15 protein-coding genes are annotated in these 17,017 nt (G+C 59.2%); 7 read left to right on the top strand and 8 right to left on the bottom strand.

The window, feature by feature from the left end; translation table 11 throughout:
* Nucleotides 1-79 precede the first annotated feature (79 nt).
* Nucleotides 80-961, top strand: coding sequence for a LysR family transcriptional regulator ArgP (locus tag SJY13_RS08580; protein WP_085821278.1), 882 nt, complete (start codon nt 80-82; stop codon nt 959-961).
* Nucleotides 962-968: 7 nt separating this feature from the next.
* On the opposite strand, the gene SJY13_RS08585 is transcribed toward SJY13_RS08580, so the two are convergent.
* A complete protein-coding gene (locus SJY13_RS08585; RefSeq protein WP_377190122.1) occupies nt 969-2,240 on the bottom strand; it encodes an MFS transporter in 1,272 nt (423 codons plus the stop codon).
* A gap of 156 nt (nt 2,241-2,396) precedes the next feature.
* Nucleotides 2,397-3,137, bottom strand: a complete 741-nt coding sequence (locus SJY13_RS08590) for a YebC/PmpR family DNA-binding transcriptional regulator (protein ID WP_377190124.1) — start codon at nt 3,135-3,137, stop codon at nt 2,397-2,399.
* Between the two features lie 110 nt (nt 3,138-3,247).
* On the opposite strand from SJY13_RS08590, the gene SJY13_RS08595 reads away from it, so the two are divergent.
* The 4 genes from SJY13_RS08595 (at nt 3,248) to SJY13_RS08610 (ending at nt 8,374) form a co-directional block, all read left to right on the top strand.
* Complete coding sequence (locus SJY13_RS08595; RefSeq protein WP_377190126.1) at nt 3,248-5,020, top strand: SLC13 family permease; 1,773 nt, start codon at nt 3,248-3,250, stop codon at nt 5,018-5,020.
* A 16-nt stretch (nt 5,021-5,036) separates the two neighbouring features.
* Nucleotides 5,037-5,771 (top strand): glutamine amidotransferase, encoded by a 735-nt coding sequence (locus SJY13_RS08600; protein WP_377190128.1) that lies wholly within the window; start codon nt 5,037-5,039, stop codon nt 5,769-5,771.
* A 72-nt stretch (nt 5,772-5,843) separates the two neighbouring features.
* Nucleotides 5,844-6,701 (top strand): bile acid:sodium symporter family protein, encoded by an 858-nt coding sequence (locus tag SJY13_RS08605; protein WP_377190130.1) that lies wholly within the window; start codon nt 5,844-5,846, stop codon nt 6,699-6,701.
* 11 nt (nt 6,702-6,712) lie between these two features.
* Nucleotides 6,713-8,374, top strand: coding sequence for an FAD-binding dehydrogenase (locus tag SJY13_RS08610; protein WP_377190132.1), 1,662 nt, complete (start codon nt 6,713-6,715; stop codon nt 8,372-8,374).
* A gap of 13 nt (nt 8,375-8,387) precedes the next feature.
* Here the strand turns inward: SJY13_RS08610 and SJY13_RS08615 are convergent, their stop codons facing one another.
* From SJY13_RS08615 to SJY13_RS08625, 3 genes are all read right to left on the bottom strand, one after another.
* A complete protein-coding gene (locus SJY13_RS08615; RefSeq protein WP_377190134.1) occupies nt 8,388-9,128 on the bottom strand; it encodes a YbaY family lipoprotein in 741 nt (246 codons plus the stop codon).
* Nucleotides 9,129-9,226: 98 nt separating this feature from the next.
* The gene (locus SJY13_RS08620) at nt 9,227-11,005 is read right to left on the bottom strand and encodes an SLC13 family permease (RefSeq protein ID WP_377190136.1); all 1,779 of its coding nucleotides are present in this window, start codon (nt 11,003-11,005) and stop codon (nt 9,227-9,229) included.
* A gap of 90 nt (nt 11,006-11,095) precedes the next feature.
* Nucleotides 11,096-11,911 (bottom strand): TIGR00282 family metallophosphoesterase, encoded by an 816-nt coding sequence (locus tag SJY13_RS08625; RefSeq protein WP_377190138.1) that lies wholly within the window; start codon nt 11,909-11,911, stop codon nt 11,096-11,098.
* A gap of 89 nt (nt 11,912-12,000) precedes the next feature.
* Between SJY13_RS08625 and SJY13_RS08630 the strand changes: the two genes are divergently transcribed.
* Nucleotides 12,001-12,234, top strand: coding sequence for a putative hemolysin (locus tag SJY13_RS08630; RefSeq protein ID WP_377190140.1), 234 nt, complete (start codon nt 12,001-12,003; stop codon nt 12,232-12,234).
* A 5-nt stretch (nt 12,235-12,239) separates the two neighbouring features.
* On the opposite strand, the gene SJY13_RS08635 is transcribed toward SJY13_RS08630, so the two are convergent.
* Nucleotides 12,240-12,803, bottom strand: coding sequence for a 5-formyltetrahydrofolate cyclo-ligase (locus SJY13_RS08635; RefSeq protein ID WP_377190142.1), 564 nt, complete (start codon nt 12,801-12,803; stop codon nt 12,240-12,242).
* Nucleotides 12,800-14,194, bottom strand: coding sequence for a magnesium transporter (mgtE, locus tag SJY13_RS08640; protein WP_085821290.1), 1,395 nt, complete (start codon nt 14,192-14,194; stop codon nt 12,800-12,802). Before mgtE ends, SJY13_RS08635 begins: the two co-directional genes overlap by 4 nt.
* Before the next feature lie 139 nt (nt 14,195-14,333).
* Between mgtE and guaD the strand changes: the two genes are divergently transcribed.
* On the top strand, nt 14,334-15,623 hold the full coding sequence (gene guaD, locus SJY13_RS08645) for a guanine deaminase (RefSeq protein WP_377190145.1): 1,290 nt from the start codon (nt 14,334-14,336) through the stop codon (nt 15,621-15,623).
* Here the strand turns inward: guaD and SJY13_RS08650 are convergent.
* Nucleotides 15,620-16,954, bottom strand: a complete 1,335-nt coding sequence (locus SJY13_RS08650) for an 8-oxoguanine deaminase (RefSeq protein WP_377190147.1) — start codon at nt 16,952-16,954, stop codon at nt 15,620-15,622. The two genes, guaD and SJY13_RS08650, sit on opposite strands and share 4 nt — an antisense overlap.
* Between the last annotated feature and the right edge of the window lie 63 nt (nt 16,955-17,017).

Here is a 17,017-nt window from a genome sequence, read left to right on the forward strand (position 1 = left end):
CCTGTATTCTCAGTCGTTGACTAAGGGCATTCACGCGCCCTATCAAATTAAAGATACTGACCCAGGATAAGTTTGATTAATGCTGCTGGATCCCAATCACCTGTCCGCCCTTTCCGCGATCCTGCGTCACGGCAGCTTTGAAGCCGCCGCCGCAGAGCTGGCGGTAACGCCTTCGGCAATATCACAGCGGATCAAAGCGCTGGAGGATCGCGTGGGCGCGGCCCTGATCAACCGTGGCGCGCCCTGCTCAGGAACACCCGCAGGGCTGCGCATTGCACGACATGCCGAGGATATCGGCTTGCTCGAGGCCAAGCTGGCCCGCGAATTAACCCTTGATCAATCAACCGGCCCCGCACGCGTACGCGTCGCAGTCCCCGCAGACGTACTGGCGACCTGGTTCATAGAAGCCATGGCACAGGCAGAGGGTCTTTTGTTCGATCTGGTCGTCGATGATCAGGACCATTCGGCAGAGTGGCTGCGCCGCGGAGAGGTCAGCGCCGCCATAACCGTTGGCGGACAGCCGGTCGCGGGATGTGATCCGGTGGCTTTGGGTGACTTGCGCTATCTTCCCACCGCCAGTCCCGCGTTCATGCGCCGATGGTTTGCGGATGGCGTGACTGCACGCACTCTGGCGGTTGCGCCCTGCCTGACGTTTAACCGGAAAGACAGCTTGCAGAGATCGTGGATCACTGCTCAGACGGGCCAACGGATATCACCCCCTTCACACTTTCTGCCAACGTCGCACGGGTTTGTCGAAGCCGCGATTGCCGGGATAGGCTGGGGTATGAACCCGGTTTCACTGGTGCAGGATGCCATTGAGAACGGCAAGCTATGCCCGGTCCTGCCTAACGCGCCGCTTGATGTTCCCTTGACGTGGCAGGTCGTCCGCGTTCTGGCCCCGTCACTGGCACCGCTGACGGCCGCGATCAGGCGCGCGGTGGCCGCATCTGCGGAGCCGTGATATTGGGTCAGGAGGCAACGGCCTGTTTCGCGTGTGGCAGCACCACCCGGTAACACAGGATGGCCGCGATCAGACTGACGGTCACGATGAACACGATGGCCCATGCGACCTCGTGCATATGCGCCACCCCGGCCAGACATGCTGAAACGATGACCCCTGTTATCCGGCAAATGCTTTTGATCGCAGCCGCACCTTTAACGCGTTGATCCTTGGGCGCGACATCTAGGAAGTACAGTTTACGCGCGCTGCTGACACCAGTCACTGCGACTGTGACGATGAACAGGGCGATGGCGTGCAGATGCACCTCGTGATCGATCCCGAGGAAATGCATCGACAGCAGCGCAGCACCCGTCAGCGCCACCATCAGGTTGCCGGTCACCATGACCGCACGATGCGACTTCAGATTGACCATCTGCCACAAAGGGGCCGAGACCAGATACCCCGAAGCCGAGGAGATAATCATCGCCGTCAAACCCTTGGCAGACGCGTGATGCGCCTCTGCCGCAATCAGGGCAAAAAACGGAACCGCCAGTGAGACAACCACCAACGGCATCCGCATCACCATGTAGCGGCGGAACCAAGCCTCACTGAACATGGCGAAAATGTCTGTAAAGTTCTCGGTGAACTTCCGTTTGCGCGCCGGTTGCGTTTTGTCATTGGGCTGCGAAGAGCGTGTCATCTCAGACATCGCCAGAATGACCACGGCGGAGAGCACAAAAAAGATCACTGACACGGCAATAACCGCAGAATGGCGCGAAAACGGTGGGTTCTCTTTGGTGATCTCATGCACCAAAAGCGCCAAGCCGATTGCGCCCAATCCGCCAACACCAAGTTGCAGGTATCGCATGATCATCCGCGATTTCGATTGCACGTGATCACCCAGAAGATCGGTGAACATCAACGCCTGAATCTCTTCGATCAGGCCAATCAGAAAGAACGCTGCAACAAAAGCCACGCCGATGGCCGGAACACCCCCTGTCGCAGCCACCACCAGCGCCATGACCAGACAGGCCCCGATTGCAATTTCGGTCAGCGCGATTCCGCGCTTTTTGTGGTCGCGCGCTGAAATCGCCTGCGCCAGAAACACGTCCGAAATCATGCTGCCCGTCATGCGCACCGAGACCAGAGCTCCGGCGATAAACATAGGCAGTTCCAGCGAGACCGCCAGAAACGGCAAAACGATGGATGGGCTGCCAAGAGTCCATGCAACCTGGGACAGGATGCTTTGCCCGGTCAGTACCGGGAAATTCCTTTTTGGCGGGGTTGGGTTGTCCGTCATACGCTCATTCGTTTTGCCAATTGGAAGGGCTGTTCCGGGTCAATCGCGGGCAGTTTCAAACCTATAGGGTTCTGCCGAACCGGCCAAGAACTCACGGGCAGAAAAACAAAAACCCGACCAACGGCCGGGTTTTCGATAGGGGTGCCATGACGCGGATCAAAGCTGCGCCATGACCTCATCCGTTGCCTCAAAGTTGGTGGTCACGCGCTGGACGTCATCATCGTCTTCCAGCGCATCAACCAGCTTCATCAGTTTTTGCATGTCTTCCAGACCCAACTCGGTCGTCGTAGTGGGTTTCCAGATCAGCTTGGTTGATTCCGTTTCGCCCAGCGCGGCCTCCAGCGCGTTCGATACCTCGTTCAGATCGGTATCGGCGCACCAGATGATATGCCCCTCGTCCGAGCTTTCGACATCTTCCGCACCAGCCTCAATCGCGGCCTCAAAGATCGCGTCGGCATCGCCTACGGATACGGTATAGACCACCTCACCCTTACGCTCGAACATGAACCCGACCGAGCCGGTCTCACCCAGATTGCCGCCGTTTTTGGAAAAGGTCGAGCGTACGGTTGATGCGGTTCGGTTGCGATTGTCGGTCATCGTCTCGACGATTACCGCGACACCGTTGGGGCCATAGCCCTCGTACCGGATTTCTTCGTAATCGTCGCCATCACCTGCCTGAGACTTCTTGATCGCGCGATCAATCACATCCTTGGGTACCGATTGCGACTTGGCCTCTTTCACCGCCAGACGCAGGCGCGGGTTTTTGTCGGGATCGGGGTCGCCCATCTTGGCCGCGACTGTGATCTCTTTCGACAGTTTGGAAAAAAGCTTGGACCGCGCGGCGTCCTGACGCCCTTTACGGTGCTGGATGTTGGCCCATTTGGAATGGCCTGCCATGTTGCGTCCTCGTCATCGTGATTGCGTATTCGGCGCTCATATAGACGTTTGCAGGGCTTGGGATCAAGAGAGCGGCTTGCGACGGTCCTCGCTGTGGGTATGGTGGCGGCATGACAACAGACCAGATTATTCTTTTTGCCCTTTTCGCCACTGTATTCGGAATGCTGCTTTGGGGGCGGTTTCGCTATGACCTTGTGGCGTTTTCCGCGCTGCTGATCGGGGTTGTTCTGGGTGTGGTCCCGGTGGATGACGCCTTTGCGGGTTTTGGCCATCCTGCGACCATCATCGTGGCGCTGGTTCTGGTGGTGTCCGCCGGGTTGGTCCGGTCGGGGGCTGTTTTTTTGATCACACGCACGCTGGTCGATGCCTCGCGCGGGCTTGGTGCCCACATCGCGCTGATGGGCGGTATTGGCGCGGTTTTGTCGGCCTTTATGAATAACGTGGCCGCGCTGGCGCTGTTGATGCCGGTGGACATTCAAACCGCGCGCAAAGCGGGGCGGTCCGTGGGCCTGACCCTGATGCCACTGAGTTTCGCCACAATTCTGGGCGGCATGGCAACGCTGATCGGTACGCCGCCTAACATCATTATCGCGTCGATCCGGCAGGAAACACTGGGTGAACCATTCAGCATGTTCGATTTCGCCCCCGTTGGCGGCATCGCCGCCCTTGCCGGGCTGGCCTTTGTCGCGCTGGTGGGGTGGCGGCTGATCCCCAATCGCGGGCCGCAGTCCGAAAGCTCTGAGGTGCTTGCTGAATACATCGCCGAGCTGACCATCCCCCCGGAATCGGCCCATATCGGCAAAAGGGTCAGTGAGATGTATGAAGCCGCCGAGAAATCCGACGTCGCCATCATCGGCCTGATCCGCGACGGCAAACGCCGCTATGGCCGATCCGCCCACGCCACGTTGAAAGACGGCGACGCATTGGTGCTTGAAGCCCGCCCCGAGGCATTGGACGAATTCCGCGCGGCGCTGAACCTCGACTTTTCGGACACCCGCCGTCAGGAATTGCTAAAGGCTGAGGGCGACGGGCTTGAAGTGATCGAGGTTGTCGCCCCCGAAAACGCCCGTATCACCGGGCGTACTGCTCAGGGGCTGGGGCTGGCGTGGCGGCAAAGCACCGTACTGATGGGCATTTCGCGACAGGGCCGTCGCATCACAGAACAAGTTCGCAAGACCGAGGTCGAGGCAGGCGACATCCTTCTGCTGCTTTGCCCCCGCGACCGCAGCGTGGACGTCACGGATTGGCTGGGTTGCCTACCTCTGGCCGAGCGCGGGTTAAACGTCACCGCCAACGACAAAGCATGGCTGGCCATCGGTCTGTTTGCGGCTGCCGTGCTGGCGGCGAGTGTCGGGTTGATCTACCTGCCGATCGCACTGGGGCTGGTGGTCGTGGCCTATGTGCTGACCAAGATCATGCCGATCGCTGATCTCTACAATCATATCGAATGGCCGGTTGTAGTTTTGCTGGGTTCGATGATCCCGCTGGGCAGTGCGTTAGAGACCTCGGGCGGAACCGAACTGATCGCCAATGCGTTGATACAACTGACCAACGGCTTGCCCGCATGGGCCATTCTGACCGTGTTGATGGTGGTCACCATGACCCTTTCGGATGTGCTGAACAACACCGCCACAGCCATTGTCGCAGCGCCGGTCGGCATTCAAATGGCCCGCACGCTAGAGGTCTCGCCAGATCCGTTCCTGATGACGGTAGCCGTGGCGGCATCCGCAGCCTTCCTGACACCTATCGGGCATAAGAACAACACACTGGTGCTGGGCCCCGGCGGCTATCGCTTTGGCGATTACTGGCGCATGGGTCTGCCGCTGGAAATCCTGATCATTGCGGTCTCGGTCCCCTCGATCCTTGTCTTCTGGCCGCTATGACGGGTAAAGCCACCGCATGAAACGATTTCTGATCCTGCAATTGCGCCCGGAAACCGAAGCCTCGGACGCGGAATACGCCTCGATTCTGGACAAGGCCGGGCTGACGCCCGACCAAACACATCGCATCCGTCTCGACTGCGAAGAGCTTCCAAATGCGTTGGATGTCACCGATTACGCAGGTGTGATCGTTGGTGGTGGACCCGGCTGCGTCAGCGACGATCCGGCGACGAAATCCCCGGTGGATGCACGCGTCGAAGCGGCCATTATGGGGCTGATGCCACAGATCACCGCGCAGGATCACCCATTCATGGGCTGCTGCTATGGGTTGGGCGTTCTGGCGGCCCATCTGGGCGGTGATGTCAGCAAGGACCAGTTCGGAGAGCCCGTAGGCCCGTCGACCTGCCACCTGACCCAAGACGGCGCGCGCGATCCGCTGACCGCCGGACTTAACCCAACCTTCGACGCCTTTGTCGGCCATAAAGAGGCCGTTCAGACCCTGCCGGATGGCTGCGTTCATTTGCTGGCCTCGGATCCCTGTCCATTTCAGATGATCCGCTGGGGTCAGAACGTTTATGCCACGCAATTCCACCCCGAGGCAGATGCGCGGGATTTTGAACAGCGCATCAACATCTACAAGAATTTCGGCTATTTCCCCCCCGAAGACGCGCAGAAACTGATCGATTTCTGTCACTCGGCCGAAGTTACTCAGCCCGGCGAAATCCTGCGCCGGTTCGCTCAACGCTACGGATGACCTAACGGCGCGGTTGCCTGTGACTTGGCCCCTCGCATAGGCTGATCCGAATGACTTTGGGAGGAGTTGTTCTTGGATCTTCTATTATCTGTCGGCCTGCCGCTTTCGTTGGCCATTATCATGTTGTCACTGGGCGTCGGGCTTGAGATTGCCGATTTCCGCCGCGTTCTGAGCCGGGGATATCCATTTGCCATCGGCGCATTGTGTCAGGTCGTGCTGCTGCCCGTCGTGGCCTTTGCGACGGTCAAACTGTTCGCCCTGACACCCGAGATCGCAGTCGGGTTCATGATCCTCAGCTTTTGCCCCGGCGGTGTCACCAGCAACATCCTTGCAAAACTGGCCAAGGGTGATGTTGCCCTGTCGGTCAGCCTGACTGCCGTGATCAGCCTGCTGTCTTTGGTGACGGTTCCTGTGCTGGCGGCGTGGTCCATCGCACATTTCATGGGAGAAGACGCACCTGAGGTGTCGATCACCGGGCTGGCCATTGCTATGTTTCTGATCACCACCCTGCCCGTCGCCATCGGCATCAGCCTTCGGCATTTTGCCGCTGGTTTCGCGACGCGGATTGATGCACCGCTGTCAAAACTAGCCACGGTTCTCTTTGTTCTGATCGTCCTCGCGGCACTAGCCGGAAACTGGCAGACCTTCGTTGAAAATTTGGGCATTATGGGTGGCGGGCTGGTCACACTTAACATTGCGTTGCTGCTGATGGGATTGGGGCTGGCGCGCGCCGCAAAACTATCGTGGAATGAAAGCAAGACTATCTCAATCGAGACCGGCATCCAGAACTCGACGCTGGGGATCACTTTGGCGGCACTGATCAACGGGACAGAAAGCGGGTTCAGCCCGCTTGCCCTGCCCGCGGCGGTGTACGGGATCATGATGTATGTCGTGGCCCTGCCCTATATCGCCTGGCTCCGCAGTCGCTGAAAGGACAGTACATGCCCAACATTACTGCAGATGCCATCGTTGTAGGCGCCGGTCTGGCCGGATTGGCCGCCGCAGCCGAGTTGGGAGATCGCGGTAAAAAGGTGATCATCCTAGACCAAGAGCCCGCGCATTTTCTGGGCGGTCAGGCGTTCTGGAGCCTTGGCGGCTTGTTTATGGTCAACACGCCGGAACAACGCCGAATGGGTATCAAGGACAGCCACGAGCTAGCCCTGCGTGACTGGATGGGCAGCGCACAGTTCGACCGGGACGAAGACGCCTGGCCGCGCAAATGGGCTGAAGCGTATGTCGAGTTCGCCGCCGGTGAGATGCGCCCCTGGCTGCATGAGATGGGCCTGCGCTGGTTCCCGATTGTAGGTTGGGCTGAACGTGGCGGGTCTTATGCCGATGGGCACGGCAACTCTGTCCCCCGATTTCATATCACATGGGGCACGGGTCCCGGTGTTCTGGAACATTTCAAACGCCGGGTGCACGAACATATCAGTGCCGGGTTGATCCAGCTGAAGTTCCGCCATCAGGTCAGCCACATCATCATGCAAAACGGGACCGCCAAGGGTGTATCCGGCGAGGTTCTGGCGGATGACACGGCTCCGCACGGCGCCAAAACAAACCGCGATGAGGTTGGCGAGTTCGAGGTTTATGCCCCGTCGGTGATCGTCACCTCGGGCGGGATCGGCGGCAATTTTGAGATGGTGCGCGAGAACTGGCCACGGGACAGGCTGGGCGAACCGCCCAAGGATATGGTGGCCGGAGTGCCGTTTCATGTCGATGGCCGCATGATCGGGATCAGCGAAAAGGCCGGTGGCCACGTGATCAACGGCGACCGGATGTGGCATTACACCGAAGGTGTACGGAACTGGAATCCAATCTGGCCTTCACACGGGATTCGAATACTGCCCGGCCCAAGTTCGATGTGGTTTGACGCGCAGGGCAACCGGTTGAAACCGCCCTGCCTGCCGGGGTTCGATACGCTGGGCACACTGCAGGAAATCCTGAAAACCGGCCATGAATACAGCTGGTTTGTCCTGACCCAGAAGGTGATCAAAAAGGAATTCGCCCTGTCCGGGTCCGAGCAGAACCCCGACATGACCGATGGCGGCTGGCGCGAGGTTCTGTTTCAGCGCGTTTTGACAGGGTCAAAAGCCACTGCACCGGTCGAGGCGTTCAAAGAACACGGCGAAGATTTCATCGTCGCCAACACCCTGACCGAGTTGGTCGGCGGCATGAACCAGATGGGCGGCGGCCTGATCGATGAGGCGCATCTGCGCGCCCAGATCGAGGCAAGGGATTCTCAGGTCGACAACCCTTTTACCAAGGACGCCCAGATGGCGGCCATACTGGCGGCGCGCAATTACCGCGGTGACAAGCTGATCAGAACCGCCAAACCGCACAAGTTTCTTGATCCCGCCAATGGCCCGTTGATTGCCGTCAAACTGCACGTACTGACGCGCAAGACACTGGGCGGGTTGCAAACCAATCTGGACAGCCAGATGATCGGCGCAAACGGTCAAGTGGTCCCCGGTCTGTTTGCTGCCGGCGAGGTCGCGGGGTTCGGCGGCGGCGGCTATCACGGGTACAACGCGCTTGAGGGGTCTTTCCTGGGCGGCTGCATCTTCTCGGGCCGCAATGCCGGGCGGTCGCGGTCCGTCGCGTGACGGCCCTTTGGAGTTACTGTGCTCGTGCGAACTGCACCACCGGCTGACCAGCGCTATCCAGAAACACCAGCGTGTCCCCCTTGAACGCATAAGTGGTCACTCCCTGCAATGCCTTGAAGAACTGCCGCTCGACCTCATCCAAGGGTGGCGGGCAAGCCATCAGCGTTGCAGCCATGTTGTCGGGAAAGTCGATCTGACTGGCCGAAACCTCAGCTTGGCCGGAGAAACGGTTGCAACCACCGTTACCCGAAAAAGCCCCGCCTTCACCAAAGGACAATTCAGGGAGCTTTTCAGTCCCAAGCGCGGCACCGTTCAATCCGGTTGCGGTCCAGGTCGTATTCGCAAGAACAGCCGCTCCCTGAGATTGTACCTGCACCAGAATAAGATCGGTTGTGTTACCAGAGTTGTTGGTCAGCACCGGATAGGCCGTGTCGGTAGTGAACAACAGCTTGTCGCCCTGCAGGATCGACCCACGCACCACATAGCGCATCCCATCCCGGATCAGCGCGTCATCATAGTTCAACTCAAACTGCGCAGGCACACCAGTCAGCGCATAACGCTTGGCCGACAAAGTGACCGAGGGCGCATCCGCGCGGGATACATCCTGCAACTGCACCAAAAGCGTTGCATCTTGCGGCACCGCAATCCGTTCACGATACGTGGCTGTTCCTTCGACTGTTCCGGCCGCGGCGACGCTGCTAAGCGCGACTGACAAGGCTGTGGCCGCCAATGCGGCAGATCCGGTCCTGAGCATACGCGTGCTCCTTCCTATAAAATCACTTTGTCAAAACATTGTATGAACATCTGAGTTTACAAGGGCTTTGCCGGAACGCTAGCGGTTCTACGCCGGTTCTATAACGGCCAGATCAGCGGAATCAGCAAGGATGCCAGCAGCCCGACGGTCAGGTTCAACGGGATACCGACTTTCATGAAGTCCACGAACCTGTACCCACCAGGACCATAGACCATCATGTTTGTCTGATATCCGATAGGCGTCGCAAAAGACGCCGACGCTGCCACCATGACGGCCACCACCAATGGCCGCGGATCAATGCCCACGGCCTGCGCCAGACCGATGGCAATCGGCGTCACCACTACCGCCACCGCGTTGTTCGACACCAGTTCGGTCAGCACCGAAGTCAACAGGTATACGGCCCAGATGATCAGGAACGGTGGCAACGTGCTGAGGCCGGGTGCAATTGCCTCGACTATCAACGAAACAGCCCCGGATTTATCCAAAGCCGCGCCAATGGCCAGCATCGAGAAAATCAGCGCCAGCAGACGACCTTCGACAAAGGAAAACGCCTCGTCTGCGTCGATGCAACGAGTGATCAGAACGACTGCTACGGCCAGAATCGACAGCAACAGGATGGGCGCAACGCCAAATGCAGCCAGCGCCACAATTCCAACCAGAGCGCCGATGGCGATGGGCGCGTGACTGCGCCGGAACGCGCGGGCCGAGGGTTGGGTGACGTCAACCATATCCATGTCAGCGGCCAGTTTCTGGATATCGGCGGGTGCACCTTCCAACAACAGTGTATCACCGACCCGCACCACCAGATCATCCAATTGACGGCCGATATTCTGATTCCGCCGATGCACCGCCAGCACGTAGACACCGTAACGCCGCCGCAGCCGCAGCATACCCAGCGTCCGCCCCACCATACGACAACCAGGGGTGATCAGCACCTCGACCGTCTTGGTTTCAACAGCCGAGACCTGATCGACGCGTTTGAGTTCCTTGTTGCTCTGCAGGCTTAGCAACTCGGTCATTTGTGTGCGCAAGACCACGCGGTCCCCGAGATTCAATGTCACGCCCTTGAGGTTACGCCGCAGCAATTCATCCCCCCGGATCACGTCGATCAGACGCACGCCGGGGCGTTTGAACAGCTGAACCCCCGTTACCTCGCGCCCGATCAGGTTGCTTTCAGGCGGGATAACGGCCTCGGTAAAGAATTTCATCTGCGACCTGTCAGACAGCAGCGTGGCCATGCTGTCGCGATCCGGCAACAATCGCGGTGCAATGAAACGCAGGTAGATCATGCCATAGATCACCAGCGCAATGCCCAGCGGCGTGACTTCGAAAATCGTAAACGCCGCCATCCCCTGTGATCTTGCGACACCATCCACCAGCAGGTTGGTCGACGTTCCGATCAGGGTCAGCGTGCCGCCCAGTATCGCTGCATAACTGAGCGGGATCAGCAGTTTTGAGGCAGGAACATTCAGCGTGCGCGCGATCTGGACAAATACCGGGATCATGACAACAACAACCGGAGTATTCGACACCACCGCCGAGGCGATAACGACAAATGCCATCAGCATCCCAATGGCGATCCGCGGGTTGACCTGAGCCTGTTTTTGCGCGGTCGACGTGAACGCGTCCAGCGCACCGGTCCGCACCAAAGCGCCCATGATGATGAACATCGCTGCAATCGTCCAAGGTGCCGGATTGGACAGAACCGCCAGCGCGCTCTGATACGGCAGAATGCCCGTCACCAGCATCAGCGCGACGCCGCCGATGGCAACAACTTCGGTCGGGTACACCTCGCGCAGGAACATGATGAACATGCCCGCAACAACCATCAGCGCCAGTATCGCGCTGCCTGTTTCTGTCAGTTGGAGGAATTGCATTCTTGGTATTCTGTCCGAACCCTGACCTGGCATAAGCGCCCGGCAGGCAGTTTCCCGCATTGCGCGCGGCAGGGCAAGCCTGACATGACCCTATTGCGGCCCTGCTTGTTGCAATCGACCACCAACGCGTACCATTTGCACAGATTTGGCCTGACCATCACGGTCATCGGTTTCAACGAACACGCCGCTCAGCGTTGCATCCCCATTGGCCGGAGTGAACCGGGCCTTGGGCATTCCAGTGATGAAACGGCGCATCGGTTCAAGCTTGTCCATTCCGATGACGGAATCGTAGTCGCCACACATGCCTGCATCGGTTAGGTAGGCAGTGCCTCCCGGCAAGATCTGTGCGTCCGCCGTCGGTACATGGGTATGCGTCCCAACCACCAGACTGGCGCGTTTGTCACAATAATGACCCATCGCCATTTTCTCAGAAGTTGCCTCGCAATGCATATCCACGAGGATCGCCTGCGCCTGCCCGCCGCGCGGGTGCGACTTCAGAATGGGCTCGATGGCCGAGAATGGATCATCAAAGGGCCGCTTCATAAAGACCTGCCCCAAAACCTGAACCACCAAAATCTTGCGCCCGCCTGGTGCGTTGAACAAACGGTGGCCCCGCCCGGGGGCACCCTTGGCGAAATTCACCGGGCGCACGATGCGGGGTTCTTTTTCGATGAACTGCAACATGTCTTTCTGATCGAACGCGTGGTCGCCCAGTGTGAGGCAATCCGCGCCGGCGTCCAGTAACAGCTTGGCATGATCCCCTGTCAGCCCCATCCCATTCGAGGCGTTTTCGCCATTGACGACAACGAAATCCAGCCGCCATTCCTCGCGCAGGCGTGGCAGATGCTGTTGGACGGCCGTGCGTCCCGCGCGGCCCATGACGTCACCCAGAAATAGTATTCTCATTCAATCTGTCCTAAGTGTGGTAATGGGTAAGCACAAGCGGTTTAGCTGCCTGCAAAATCTGTCAAAACACTTAATACCGGAGATTCCTTATGTCTCGCATTCTTCTGTCTGCCCTTGGCCTGGCTTTACTTGCAGCTTGTGACGAAAGCCCTTCGTCCGATGCAACCGCGCAACTGGCAAATCCCGCTGCGACCTACTGCATAGACAGCGGCGCCCGATACGAGATTCGCGATGGCGACAATGGGCAATCCGGCGTCTGTATCTTGTCGGATGGAACTGAGATCGATGCGTGGGAGTATTTCCGCGAAAACCATTCCGGCTGACACCGTCAGTTGCGAAACGTCAGGACCCGGCTTTCAGTGACAACCATATCCAGCGGTTGATCGGTCGGCTCAAGCGGCAACCCTTCTGCCTCTTGCGCGTCAAAAGCAAAGCCAATGGCCAGAGTCGGACGCCTAGCGCGCAGGCCCTCCAATGTGCGGTCATAGAACCCGCCGCCATAGCCCAGCCTGCCGCCTTGCGCATCAAATGCCACAAGCGGAACGATCAGGATCTCAGGATCAAAATAGTCATCGACCTCTGGCACCCTGGCCCCGAACGGGCCGTCTTTCAAAACACCCTCGGGCGTCCAGTGTGAGAACTTCAGCGGCTGTCCTGCGTCTTGAATAACCGGCACTCCGACAGGGCCATAGGCCGATGCTTCGGCCATGGCAGCCAGCGGATCAATCTCGGTGCGGATCGGCATGTATCCCGACAACGGCACCCCCCGATGCCCCGCCAGAACCTCGGACAAACGCCCTGCGGCGCCGGGCACACAGGCGTCAAACGCGGCCTTGCGGCGGGCAAAAGCCACCTTACGTGCGGCAGCCTTTATGTCGGTCAAATCGGTCACAGTAGAATCACGCTGGCAAGCCCCAGAAAGATGAAGAACCCCATGACATCCGTGGTGGTTGTCACAAAAGTCCCGGATGCCAGCGCCGGGTCTACACCCAAGCGGTCCAGCACCACCGGTACTACCGTACCTGCAAAGCCCGCGATCACCATGTTCACGACCAGCGCCGACCCGATCACGACACCCAACATCGGAGAATCGAACCACATCATGCCAACCGTCCCCAAAACGATGGCAAAACACAGTCCGTTCAACACGCCCACTAGCAATTCCCGCCGGATCACGCGCGCCACGTTGGAACCGGTCAGGTCGCGCGTCGCAAGCGCCCGCACTGCAACTGTCAGCGACTGCGTCCCCGCATTGCCCCCCATCGAGGCCACGATCGGCATCAAAATGGCAAGCGCCACCAACTGATCAATCGCCGCTTCGAACTGCGAAATCACCAATGAGGCACAGATCGACGTACACAGATTCACCGCCAGCCAGGGCAATCGGCGCTTGCTGGTCGCTGCCACACTGTCCGACAGCGAGCTTTCGTCACTAACCCCCGCAAGGCGCAGCATGTCCTCTTCGTATTCTTCATCCAACACGACCATTGCATCATCGATGGTGATCACACCAACCAAACGCCCGTCGCCATCAACAACCGGGGCCGAAATCAGGTGGTATTGGTTGAAGGCATAGGCCACATCCTCTTCGTCCTGATCGACCGGGATTGTGTGGAACTCTTCTTCGGCGATGTCATGCAGCGGGACGTCGCGCCGGGTCGCCATCAGCTTGCCCAGCGTGACCTGTGCAACTGGCTTCAAGCGCGGGTCGACCAGAACCACGTGATAAAACTGTTCAGGCAGATCGTCATTGGCGCGCATGAAATCGATGGCCTGCCCCACCATCCAATGCTCGGGTGCCATGACCACCTCGCGCTGCATAAGTCGACCGGCCGAGTTTTCGGGGTAAGACAGCGCCTGCTCGGCTGCCACCCTCTCGGAATCCTCAAGAACGTCCAGAATGGCCTCTTTCTGAGGTTCTTCCAGATCTTCCAGCAGGTCGACAACGTCGTCGCTTTCCATGTCGCGCACCGCGTCGGCCAAAACATCCGGGCGCAGGACGTTAATCACCTCTTCGCGGACGGCCTCATCCAGTTCTGACAGGATATCGCCGTCGAACTCTTTATCATACAGACGGATCAGGCGGGCGCGGTCGTAAGCGTTGATCTGTTCCAGAAGGTCAGCAATGTCGGCCGCGTGCAGCGGCTCCATCAGCTCAATCAGCTTGTCGCGGTCATCCACATCAACCGCGTACAGAATGGCTGCTACGGTCTTGCGATCCAGCGCATAGACGTCATCGTCACTGGTGGGCTCGGTCACGGGTTCGTCAAAGCCTGTTGTCATTTCTGCCCCCGTTCCTTCGGTCATTGACCCCTAATTAGAAGAAGCAGCTACCGGAAAACAATGACAATGCGCCGATTTACCGACAAGATTTGCCCGCCTATGCTGTTTCACGGTCCCAGACAGGCGGAGAATATCGATTATGGCGCAAAAAACGCTGCTGAAAGGACGCGTCCTGAGTTTCCACGGGTCCCCTTTTGAGGGTGATCCGACCGACGCGGTAACCGTCAGCGAGGCCCTGCTGATCGAAGACGGGCGCATTTCTGCCGTAGCCGATGCCGACAGCCTGCGCGCGGCCCATCCTGACGCGGATGTTGTGGATCACGGCCAGCGGGTGATCATGGCCGGGTTTGTCGACGCGCATGTGCATTACCCGCAGACTGCAATGATCGCCAGCTGGGGCAAACGCCTGATCGATTGGCTGAACACCTATACCTTCCCAGAAGAGATGAAGTTCGGCGACAGCATCTATGCCAGCGAAATCGCCAACCGCTATCTGGACCTGACGGCGGCCCATGGCACCACGACCATGTGCAGTTTCTGCACCATCCATCCCGAAAGCGTTGATGCGTTCTTTACTGCCGCGCAACAGCGCAACCAGCGGGTCGTGGCAGGCAAGACCTGTATGGATCGCAACGCGCCTGAGGGGCTGCGCGACACAGCACAAACTGGCTATGACCAGTCTGCTGCTTTGCTGAACAATTGGCACGGTGTCGGTCGTCTCTCTTACGCGATCACGCCGCGCTTTTCGCCCACATCCACACCCGATCAACTAGAAGCGATGGGCGCTTTGTGGGCTGAAAACCCTCATTGCCTGATGCAAACTCACCTGAGCGAGCAAACCGACGAAATCGCCTGGGTGCGCGAGCTGTTCCCCGAGGCGCGTGATTATCTGGACACGTATGAAAAGTTCGGTTTGCTGGGCTCGCACGGCGTCTACGGCCACGTTATCCATCTGGAGTCACGCGAACGCGACCGCCTGCGTGAGGTTGACGCGGCGCTGGTCCACTGCCCCACCTCAAACACCTTCATCGGGTCAGGGTTGTTCGATATGGGCGGGCTGATGCATGAGGGTCACCGGGTTGGGCTGGCGACGGATACCGGCGGCGGATCCAGCTTTTCGATGCTGCGCACGATGGCGGCGGCCTATGAAATCGGACAGCTGCGCGGAGCACCCCTGCATGCGGCACAGCTGTTGTGGCTTGGCACCGTCGGTTCGGCACGATCACTGCGGTTGGATGATTGCATTGGCAACGTCGCAACCGGGATGGAGGCCGATCTGATCGTGCTCGACCTTGCCTCCACCCCTGCCATCGCCCAGCGCGAAGCGTGTGCCGAGGATCTGTGGGAGGCCATCTTTCCCACAATCATGATGGGCGACGACCGGGCGGTCTCCGAGGTCTGGATCGCCGGTCAACGCGTCAGCAACTAGGATTGCAAGGCGCGGGCCAGTTGGGTCTGCCGTTCGATCACGCGGGGCATATCCAAAGTGGTGACTTGCCCGTCGCACACGATCTGACGCCCTTCGACAAACAGATGTTTCACCCGCATCGGCCCGGCCAACAGCAATGCGGCCGGGTCCCAGCTGCCCGCGGTTTCGATGCAACGTGTATCCCAAATAGCGATGTCAGCCCGATTGCCGGGTTGCAGACGCCCACAATCGGGGCGGTTCAGAACATCCGCACCGCCGCGCGTGGCGATCTCCAGCGCTTCGCGAGACGACATGGCATCTGCACCGTAAGTCACACGTTGCAGCAACATGGCCTGTCGGGCCTCAAGGACCAGATTGCCATTGTCATTGCTGGCCGAGCCGTCCGCGCCTAGGCCAACTTTCACGCCCTGATCCCGCATCGCCCGCACAGGGGCAATGCCCGACCCAAGACGGCAATTGGAACAAGGACAATGCGCGACACCGGTCTGGGTTCTGGCGAACAGATCAATCTCGGCTCCATCCAGCTTGACGCAATGGGCGTGCCAGACATCCGATCCGGTCCAGCCCAAATCCTCGGCATATTGGCCGGGGCGGCAACCGAACTGAGCCTGTGAATAGGCAATATCTTCGTCGTTTTCCGCCAGATGAGTGTGCAGCATCACGCCCTTGTCGCGCGCCAACAAGGCGGTATCCCGCATCAGATCACGACTGACCGAGAACGGCGAACACGGGGCCAGCCCCACCCGGCACATCGCGCCTTCAGCGGGATCGTGAAACGCATCCACCACTCGGATCATGTTGTCCAGGATCGCCCCTTCGTCCTCAACCAGCGTGTCCGGCGGCAATCCCCCGTCACTTTCTCCAATGCTCATCGCGCCGCGGGTTGGATGGAACCGCAGACCAATCTCGGCGGCGGCGGCGATAGTGTCATCCAGTCGAGCGCCGTTAGGATACAGATACAGGTGGTCGGAACTGAGCGTACATCCAGACAGAGCGAGCTCTGCCAGACCGATCTGGGCCGAGATGAACATTTCCTCAGGCCCAAACCGCGACCAGATCGGGTAGAGCGTCTGCAACCAGCCAAACAGCAATGCGTCCTGCCCACCGGGCACTGCGCGTGTCAGGGTTTGGTACAGGTGATGATGGGTGTTCACCAACCCGGGCGTCACAACACAACCGGACGCGATCTGAACTTCGCCGGTAGTTTGCAAGCCGTGGCCGATCTGCGCGACCTGCCCATCCCGGATCAGGATATCCGCGCCCGAAAGTTCGCGGCGCGTGTCATCCATCGTCAGGATCGTGTCGGCATTCTTGATAAGGGTTTCAGTCATATCGCTCTCCTTGCACAAGCCCGTTTCATGCATGGAGTGCGAAAGCTGGCGGAAAACGGGCAC

Source organism: Ruegeria meonggei (assembly GCF_042768335.1).
In the GTDB taxonomy this organism is placed as follows: Bacteria; Pseudomonadota; Alphaproteobacteria; order Rhodobacterales; family Rhodobacteraceae; genus Ruegeria; species Ruegeria meonggei.